This is a genomic window from Achromobacter sp. DMS1 (assembly GCF_001270295.1).
The window spans coordinates 1-6,451 of record NZ_LHSJ01000244.1 but is presented as its reverse complement, the minus strand read 5'-3'; the positions used below and the strand labels follow the sequence as shown (position 1 = coordinate 6,451).

Sequence of the window (6,451 nt, the reverse complement as noted above, 5' to 3'; positions counted from 1 at the left end):
CCGGACTGGCCCACGCAGCCGCACATCACCACCAGGTTGATGATGCCCCGGTATGCCATGTCCATGTGGTACCAGTGGTTCAGTCCCCGCGCCCAGGATGATCATGGACTTGCCGCGGGTCTTGTCGGCGTTGGCGGCGAACTGCCGCGCCACGTTGATCACGTCGGCGGGCCGCTGCCTGAAGCACGCGCGGCCCGGCGGAACCCCGGCAAAAAAAGTCCCGCTTTCGCGGGACCCAGGCTCTGCATGCAAGAAAAGGCGGCGGCGCTCAACAGCAGCCGATGCGTTTCTTGCCACCGTAGCGGGCGTCCTGCCGCTCGCGGAAGAACGCCTCGTAGCTCATCGGCTCCTGGTCCGGGTGGTTGCGCCGCATGTGTGCCACATAGGTGTCGTAGTCGGGCACGCCGACCATCAGGCGCAGGGTCTGGCCCAGGTAGCGGCCGGCGACGCCGCCGCCGAGCTCATGGTATGGAACAGCATGCGGCGGCCTCCTCTGTCAGTCCGCCCCGGCGGCGGCCGGCAGGACTTCGTACGGGGTTTCGCGGGCGGTGGGACGGTTTTCGGCGCGCGCCTTGAGGGCCGAACGGATTCCGAACACCACCACGCTCACCACGACGAACATGAAAATGGCGCACAGCGACGCGTTGACATAGTCGTTGAACACCACGCGCGACATTTCCGGCAGCGACTTGGCCGGGGCCAGCACCTGGCCCTGGGCGATGGCGGCGTTGTACTTGTCCGCGTGCGCCAGGAAGCTCACCTTGGGATTGGCGTCGAAGATCTTCTGCCAGCCGGCGGTCAGCGTGCAGGCCAGCAGCCACAGCGTGGGCAGCACGGCCACCCAGGCGTAGCGGTCGCGCTTCATCTTGAAGAGCACCACGGCGCCCAGCGTCAGCGCGATGGCGGCCAGCATCTGGTTGGCGATGCCGAACAGCGGCCACAGCGTGTTGATGCCGCCCAGCGGATCGACCACGCCCTGGTACAGGAAATAGCCCCAGGCGGCCACGCACAGGGCCGTGGCGACCAGGTTGGCGGGCAGCGAGTCGGTGCGCTTGAGCGAGGGCGCGAACGTGCCCAGGAGGTCTTGCAGCATGAAGCGGCCCGCGCGCGTGCCCGCATCGACCGCGGTCAGGATGAAGAGCGCCTCGAACAGGATGGCGAAGTGGTACCAGAACGCCATCATGCTCGGGCCGCCGATGGCCTGGTGCAGGATGTGCGCCATGCCCACGGCCAGCGTGGGCGCGCCGCCGGCGCGCGAGATAATGGTGCTTTCGCCCACGTCCTTGGCGGTCTGGACCAGGTCGGCCGGGGTGACGACGAAGCCCCAGCTCGACACCACCTGGGCCACGTGCTCCGGCGTGGTGCCGATGACGGCGGCGGGGCTGTTCATGGCGTAGTAGATGCCGGGCTCGATGACGCAGGCCGCCACCAGGGCCATGATGGCCACGAACGATTCCATCAGCATGCCGCCGTAGCCGATGTAGCGGGCCTGCGTCTCGTTCTCGATCAGCTTGGGCGTGGTGCCCGAGGAGATCAGCGCATGGAAGCCCGACACCGCGCCGCAGGCGATGGTGATGAAGAGGAAGGGGAACAGGTTGCCCGACCACACCGGGCCGCTGCCGTCCACGAATTGGGTCAGCGCGGGCATCTTCAGCTCGGGCGCGACCACCAGGATGCCGATGGCCAGGCCCACGATGGTGCCGATCTTGAGGAAGGTGGACAGGTAGTCGCGCGGCGCCAGCAGCAGCCAGACGGGCAGCACCGAGGCCACGAAACCGTAGCCGATCAGGATCCAGGTGAGCCCCTTGCCGTCGAAGTCGAACATGGCGCTGAGCGTGGGGTGCGCGGCCACGTCCTGGCCGAACACGATGGCGGCCATGAGGAGCACGAAGCCGATGATGGACACCTCGCCGATCTTGCCGGGACGGATGTAGCGCAGGTATACGCCCATGAAGACGGCGATGGGGATGGTGGCCGCCACGGTGAAGGTGCCCCAGGGCGAGTGCGTGAGCGCCTTGACCACGATGAGGGCCAGCACGGCCAGAATGATGACCATGATCATGAACGCGCCGAAAAGCGCGATCACGCCCGGCACGCGGCCCAGCTCCGACTTGACCAGGTCGCCCAGCGAACGGCCGTCGCGGCGCGTGGAGATGAAGAGAATGGTGAAATCCTGCACCGCGCCGGCGAACACCACGCCGGCCAGGATCCACAGCATGCCTGGCAGATAGCCCATCTGCGCGGCCAGCACGGGGCCGACCAGCGGACCCGCGCCCGCGATGGCGGCGAAGTGGTGGCCGAACAGCACGTGCTTGTTGGTGGGCACGTAGTCCAGGCCGTCGTTGTGCTTCCAGGCCGGCGTCATGCGGGTCGGGTCGAGCTGGAAGACCTTGTCGGCGATGAAGCGGCTGTAATAGCGGTATGCGATGAGGTAGACGCACACGGCGGCGATCACCACCCATAGCGCATTGATCGTCTCGCCCCTGGCCAGCGCCACGGTGCCCAGCGCGAACGCGCCCAGCACCGCGACCGCCAGCCAGACCAGGTGTCCACCCAGTCCCTTGCTGCTGGTCTGCATAAAAGCTCCTATTGCCTCCCGCCTCGCTTTTGGCGCGACGCCTTTCTCGTCCCGCGGAAAGGCAGAATCATTGTTGTAGGACGGCGGACGCGCGGGCCCGCCAGCGCCCGATCGGCGCGGGCGATAGTATTTCGGCTGGCCGCCCGCCCTACAAGCGCGAAACTACGCAGTTCATCTACGTGCTATTACGTAGTGCGGCGCCGCAGGCCGGCCGGCGGAACCGTAAAATAGCCGGCGTATCGACGCTTTTTCCCGGCAATCCGCCCCCATAATGCACCGCAACATCCGGCCCGCCCCGTCGCGGGCGGCCCGTTTCCGGGCGATCCGTCTCCCATGAAGCTGCGCCTGAAAATCTTCCTGCTGGCCGCCGTGCCCCTGCTCGTGGCGCTGGCGGCCACCGCCTACGCGCTTTACGCCCAGGGCCTGAAGCTGGCGCAGCGCGAAAAAGAAGTGGTCGAGAACGCCTGGCTGGGGAGCAAGGAAAGCGAACTGCGGCATTATGTGAGCCTGGCCTACAGCGCCGTGGCGCCGCTGCAGCAGGCGGGCGACGACGCGGCCACGCGCCAGCGCGCCCTCGATCTGCTGGCGCAGATGGAGTTCGGCCACGACGGCTATTTCTTCGTCTACGACCTGCGCGGGCGCAACCTCATGCATCCCCGGCAGCCCGAGCTGGTGGGCAAAGACCTCTGGAACCTGCGCGACACCCGCGGGCAGCCCGTGATCCAGAACCTGCTGGAGGCGGCCCGCCGCGGCGGCCGCCAGGGCCAGGCCGTGCACTATCTCTGGGAAAAGCCCTCCACGCACCAGACCGTGGAAAAGCTCGGCTACGTCGCCGTGCTCGAACACTGGGGCTGGATGATCGGCACGGGCATCTACCTCGACGACGTGGAGCAGGCGCTGCGGCGCATCGACGCCGCCGCCCAGGCCAATATCCGCAATATGTTCGCCTGGGTGGCGGGCATCGCGGCGGTCGCCATCCTGGGGGTGGCGGCCTGCGGCCTGGCGCTCAACATCAGCGACCACCGCCAGTCCGACGCCAAGCTGCGGCTCATGGCGCGGCAGCTGGTGCGCTCGCAGGAAGACGAGCGCGCCCGCCTGTCGCGCGAGCTGCACGACGGCATCAGCCAGGTGCTGGTGTCGATCAAGCTGGCGCTGGAGGCCGCGCGCGAGCGCCTGCGGCAGCGCCACGCGGACGATCCGCAGGCGCTCGCGCACATCGACGCCCCGCTGGGCGGCGCGCTGGAGCGGCTGAACCTGGCGCTGGGCGAGGTGCGCCGCATTTCGCACAATCTGCGGCCCACCCTGCTGGACGATCTCGGCCTGCCCGCCGCGCTGGAACACCTGGCCCGCGAGTTCGCCGCGCCGGGCAAGGACGGCGAGCCGCCGCTGTCCGTGCGGGTCACCACGAAAGGCGTGCCCGTCCGCCTGCCCGAGGCCCACGCCACCGCCCTCTTCCGCGTGGCCCAGGAAGCCCTCACCAATGTGCTGCGCCATGCGCGCGCGCACCGGGCCGACGTCGCCCTGGCCTACGGCGCGCGCGATCTGCGGCTGACCATTTCCGACGACGGCGCCGGCTTCGACTACGGCGAAGTTCACCACGACCCGCAGCGCGGCATCGGACTGCGCAACATGCGCGAACGCATGGCGGCGCTGTCCGGCACCCTGAACCTGCGCTCGGGCCCGCGCGGCACCACGCTGCAGGCCTGGCTGCCGCTGCCCACTCCCACGGAACCCCAGGCATGAGCGATTCCTCCGACGATATCCGCCTGCTGCTCATCGACGACCATCCCCTGGTGCGCGACGGCCTGCGCCTGCGGCTGGAAACCGTGCCCGGCCTGCGCGTGGTGGGCGAAGCGGGCAACGCCGCCGGCGCGCTGGATTTCCTGCGCGCCTGCATGGCCCGCGACCCCGACGGCGGCGCGCTGCCGCACCTCGCGCTCATGGACCTGAACATGCCGGGGGTGGGCGGCCTCGAACTCACCGCGCAGCTGCGCGAGCGCTATCCGCAGATGGCCATCGTCGTGCTTTCGATGCACGACAATCCCGAGTACATGGTGCAGGCCGTCAGGGCGGGCGCGCGCGGCTATCTGCTCAAGGACGAGCCCGCGCAGGAAATCGTGGCCGCCATCCAGGCCATCATGGCGGGGCGCAGCCATTTCAGCGCCGCGGCGGCCCTGCGCCTTTCGCAGGCCAGCGCTGCGGCCGCGGCATTGACGCAGCGCGAGCGCGACGTGCTGCGCCACATCGCCGACGGCCACGCCAACAAGCAGATCGCCCGCGAGCTCGGATTGTCGGTGCGCACGGTGGAAACCCATCGCCTGAACATCAAGCGCAAGCTGGGCATCGACGGCCAGGCCGAACTCATCAAGTACGCGGTGGAGCACCGCGGCCTGTAGCGCGCGGCGCATGGGCGCCGCCGCCCGGATCAGCCCACGTGCTGCAGGAAATCGCGCAGGCGCTGGCTGGGCGGGTTGCCCAGCAGCTCTGCCGGCGGGCCGTCGTGGGCGATCTTGCCGCCGTCGATGAAAATGAGGCGGCTTCCCACCTTGCGCGCGAACTCCATTTCGTGCGTGACCACCACCATGGTCATGCCCTCCTCGGCCAGGTCGCGCATGACCTTGAGCACTTCGTGGCGCAGTTCCGGGTCGAGCGCCGAGGTGGGCTCGTCGAACAGCATGAGCTTGGGCTTGATGGCGAGCGCGCGCGCGATGGCCACGCGCTGCTGCTGCCCGCCCGACAGCTCGGCGGGATAGTGGTCCATGCGCTCGGCCAGGCCCACCTTGCGCAGCAGCTCCTGCGCGAGCTGGCGGGCCTCGGCGCGGCTCTGCCCGCGGGTGTGGACCGGGCCGAACATCACGTTTTCCAGCGCCGTCATCTGCGGGAACAGGTTGAACTGCTGGAACACCATGCCCGCCTCGCGGCGTATCTCGCGCACCTGGGCCGCGTCGCCCTTCACGCTCAGGCCGTCCACGAGCAGGTCTCCGCCGTTGATCGTTTCCAGCACGTTGATGCAGCGCAGGAACGTGGACTTGCCCGACCCCGAAGGGCCCACCACCACCACGACCTCGCCCGCCTCGATGTTGAGCGTGATGCCGTCCAGCACCAGCGAGTCGCCGAAGCGCTTGGTGACGTTGTAAAATTCGACCATGCTCATAGTATGCGCATCCTCTTTTCGAGCAGACGCAGGCCCAGCGCCATGAGGCCGGTAAGGATCAGGTACACGACGGCGACCGCCGACCAGATTTCCACCGCGCGGAAATTGCTCGCCATGATTTCCTGGCCCTGGCGCGTAAGCTCGGCCACGCCGATCACGATGAACAGCGAGGAATCCTTGAGGCTGATGATGCACTGGTTGCCCAGCGGCGGGATCATGCGCCGGAACGCCACCGGGCCGATGATGTGGAACAGGATTTTGTGAAACGGCAGGCCCATGGCCTGCCCCGCCTCCTTGAGGCCCTTGTGCACCGACAGCAGCGCGCCGCGCACGATCTCGGCGATGTACGCGCCGGAGTTGATCATCAGCGTGACGATGGCCGCCATCTCGGCCTCCACGCGGATGCCGGCCAGCACCGGCAGCGAGAAGTAGATGAACATCACCTGCACCACGATGGGCGTGCCGCGTATGACCGCCACGTAGACCTGGGCGATGCCCGCCAGGACGGGAGGCGCGTAGGCGCGCACCACGCCCGCGACCGCCCCCAGGATGAAGCCCCCCACCAGCCCCCAGAAGGTGATCTTGATGGTCATGAGGGTGCCTTGCTGCAGGTTGGGCCAGGCGTCCCGGATGACTGTCCAGTCGAATTCCACGATGTTCTCCCCTATGGGTGCGGCGGCTGGTGCAGCGCCTCGCCGGACCCGGCGCGCGCCTGCCGG

The 6,451-nt window shown here is 68.4% G+C and carries 6 protein-coding genes and 1 pseudogene; 2 read left to right on the top strand and 5 right to left on the bottom strand.

Annotated elements, in window-relative coordinates; translation table 11 throughout:
* From AD428_RS29795 to AD428_RS21260, 3 genes and pseudogenes are all read right to left on the bottom strand, one after another.
* A pseudogene (locus tag AD428_RS29795) lies at window positions 1-168 on the bottom strand (molybdopterin-dependent oxidoreductase); the annotation flags it as partial.
* Window positions 169-268: 100 nt separating this feature from the next.
* Window positions 269-412, bottom strand: coding sequence for a YbdD/YjiX family protein (locus AD428_RS21265; RefSeq protein WP_053246505.1), 144 nt, complete (start codon window positions 410-412; stop codon window positions 269-271).
* Window positions 413-496: 84 nt separating this feature from the next.
* Window positions 497-2,578: a carbon starvation CstA family protein gene (locus tag AD428_RS21260; RefSeq protein ID WP_053246504.1), complete on the bottom strand. Its 2,082-nt coding sequence runs from the start codon at window positions 2,576-2,578 to the stop codon at window positions 497-499.
* 333 nt (window positions 2,579-2,911) lie between these two features.
* Between AD428_RS21260 and AD428_RS21255 the strand changes: the two genes are divergently transcribed.
* Together AD428_RS21255 and AD428_RS21250 are read left to right on the top strand one after the other, a co-directional pair.
* Window positions 2,912-4,321, top strand: coding sequence for a cache domain-containing protein (locus AD428_RS21255; protein WP_053246503.1), 1,410 nt, complete (start codon window positions 2,912-2,914; stop codon window positions 4,319-4,321).
* Window positions 4,318-4,974, top strand: a complete 657-nt coding sequence (locus tag AD428_RS21250; RefSeq protein WP_053246502.1) for a response regulator — start codon at window positions 4,318-4,320, stop codon at window positions 4,972-4,974. The genes AD428_RS21255 and AD428_RS21250 overlap by 4 nt, the downstream gene beginning before the upstream one ends.
* Before the next feature lie 29 nt (window positions 4,975-5,003).
* On the opposite strand, the gene glnQ is transcribed toward AD428_RS21250, so the two are convergent.
* Both glnQ and glnP read right to left on the bottom strand, forming a co-directional pair.
* Complete coding sequence (gene glnQ / locus AD428_RS21245) at window positions 5,004-5,732, bottom strand: glutamine ABC transporter ATP-binding protein GlnQ (RefSeq protein WP_053246465.1); 729 nt, start codon at window positions 5,730-5,732, stop codon at window positions 5,004-5,006.
* Window positions 5,729-6,385 (bottom strand): glutamine ABC transporter permease GlnP, encoded by a 657-nt coding sequence (gene glnP, locus AD428_RS21240; protein WP_053246501.1) that lies wholly within the window; start codon window positions 6,383-6,385, stop codon window positions 5,729-5,731. The genes glnQ and glnP overlap by 4 nt, the downstream gene beginning before the upstream one ends.
* Window positions 6,386-6,451: the final 66 nt, after the last annotated feature.

What these genes read in the sequence shown, in the direction of transcription:
- AD428_RS21265 (WP_053246505.1), bottom strand. Translation starts at nt 412, where the DNA reads ATGGTCGGCGTGCCCGACTACGACACCTATGTGGCACACATGCGGCGC.
- AD428_RS21260 (WP_053246504.1), bottom strand. Translation starts at nt 2,578, where the DNA reads ATGCAGACCAGCAGCAAGGGACTGGGTGGACACCTGGTCTGGCTGGCG.
- AD428_RS21255 (WP_053246503.1), top strand. Translation starts at nt 2,912, where the DNA reads ATGAAGCTGCGCCTGAAAATCTTCCTGCTGGCCGCCGTGCCCCTGCTC.
- AD428_RS21250 (WP_053246502.1), top strand. Translation starts at nt 4,318, where the DNA reads ATGAGCGATTCCTCCGACGATATCCGCCTGCTGCTCATCGACGACCAT.
- glnQ (WP_053246465.1), bottom strand. Translation starts at nt 5,732, where the DNA reads ATGAGCATGGTCGAATTTTACAACGTCACCAAGCGCTTCGGCGACTCG.